At 67.9% G+C, this 1,558-nt stretch carries 1 protein-coding gene; it reads right to left on the reverse strand.

The genetic code is table 11. From position 1 onward, the window contains the following. A partial coding sequence (locus EOB36_RS33785; RefSeq protein WP_206637238.1) for an Ig-like domain-containing protein occupies positions 1-1,558 on the reverse strand: 1,558 nt, incomplete at both ends.

Genomic DNA, 1,558 nt, shown 5'->3' on the forward strand with positions numbered 1-1,558 from the left:
TTGCTGCCGGCGGCCACGCCGACAACGCCGCCACCGGCGGCCGCACCGTCGGCGCCGAACACGTCGTCGGTGGCGTCGCTCAGCACGTTGCCGGTGGCGATGGCGCCCTCGGCGACGCTGTTGGTGTTGGCGTTCGCCGTCGGCACATCGTCGACGACGTCAATGGTGATGGTGCTGGTGATGGTGTTGCCGTTGGCGTCGGTCGCCTGGTAGGTGAAGCTCTCGACGTTGTTGACCGTGTTGGTGCCGTTGTCGGCATCGGCGCCGTCGACCGGTGCGGTCAGCGTGTAGCTGTAGGTGCCGTCGGCATTGAGGGTCAGCGTGCCGTGCGAGCCGGTCGCGCTGCCGACCAGCGCAAAGGTGTAGGGGCCGCTGCCGCCGGAGAGGTTGTCGGCGACCGTGCCGGTCACCGTCTCGGCCGGGCTGGCCGGATTGCTGCCGATCGCCAGTGCTGCTTCATTGACCGTGGCGTCGTCATTGGCGGCCGCCAGGCCGCTGTCCGACAGGGTGATGGTCAGCGTCGTCGTCGACAGGTCGCCGTCGCCGTCCATGATGGTGTAGACGAAGGTGTCGGTGGCGCCGCCGGCCGGCACGGCGTTGGCAAAGCCGTCATAGCTGTAGGTGCCGTTGGCGTTCAGCGTCAGCGTGCCGTAGGTGCCGGCAATGCCGGCGCCGCCGAGGCCGCCGCTCACCGGGCTGGCGGTGTTGCTGCCGGCGGCCACGCCGACAACGCCGCCACCGGCGGCCGCACCGTCGGCGCCGAACACGTCGTCGGTGGCGTCGCTCAGCACGTTGCCGGTGGCGATGGCGCCCTCGGCGACGCTGTTGGTGTCGGCGTTCGCCGTCGGCACATCGTCGACGACGTCAATGGTGAGTGTATCGTTGGCGCTCTGCCCGTCCTGGTCGGTCAGCACCACTGCAAAGTTCTCGAACAGGCTGTTCTCACCGAGGGCGGTGGGATGCGCCTCATTGTCGAGGAGCGTGTAGGTGTAGCTCACCTGACCTGTCGCGGCATCGTAGGCCGTCACAGCCAGCGTGTTGCCCTCCGGCGTCGTGAACGAGCCCGCCGTGAACACGCCGTTGGTGATGAAGGTCTGACCACCGATCGTCAGCGAGGCAATGCCGTCGGGCGAGGAGATGGTGAAGGTGCCCGTACCGGTCTCGGCCGTGCTTGACGGGTTCGAGCCGGGCCCGCCCGGCGTCCCGACATTTAACGCCTCTTCATTCACCGTCACGTCGCCGCCACGGGCTTCCGGCGTCAGGTCGCTGATCACCGGCGGTGCATCGCCGATCGAGACTGTCAGTGTCGTGTGCGACAGGTCGCCGTCGCCATCCTTGATAGTGTAGGTGAACACGTCGTCGACGCCACCGGGCGTGCCGGCATCGCGCGCATAGCTGTAGGTGCCGTCCGCGTTCAGCGTAAGCTTTCCGTAAGTCCCCTGGATTTGCACGCCAAGCGTGCCGCCGTCGTCCAGATCGGAATTCGTCGTGCCGCTCGTGACCCCGACCACCGTCGCACCATCGGCGCCCTGCGTGTCGGCTGCCCCGTCAGTCACGT

It is taken from the genome of Mesorhizobium sp. M6A.T.Cr.TU.017.01.1.1 (assembly GCF_004023115.1).
GTDB classification, from domain to species: domain Bacteria; phylum Pseudomonadota; class Alphaproteobacteria; order Rhizobiales; family Rhizobiaceae; genus Mesorhizobium; species Mesorhizobium mediterraneum.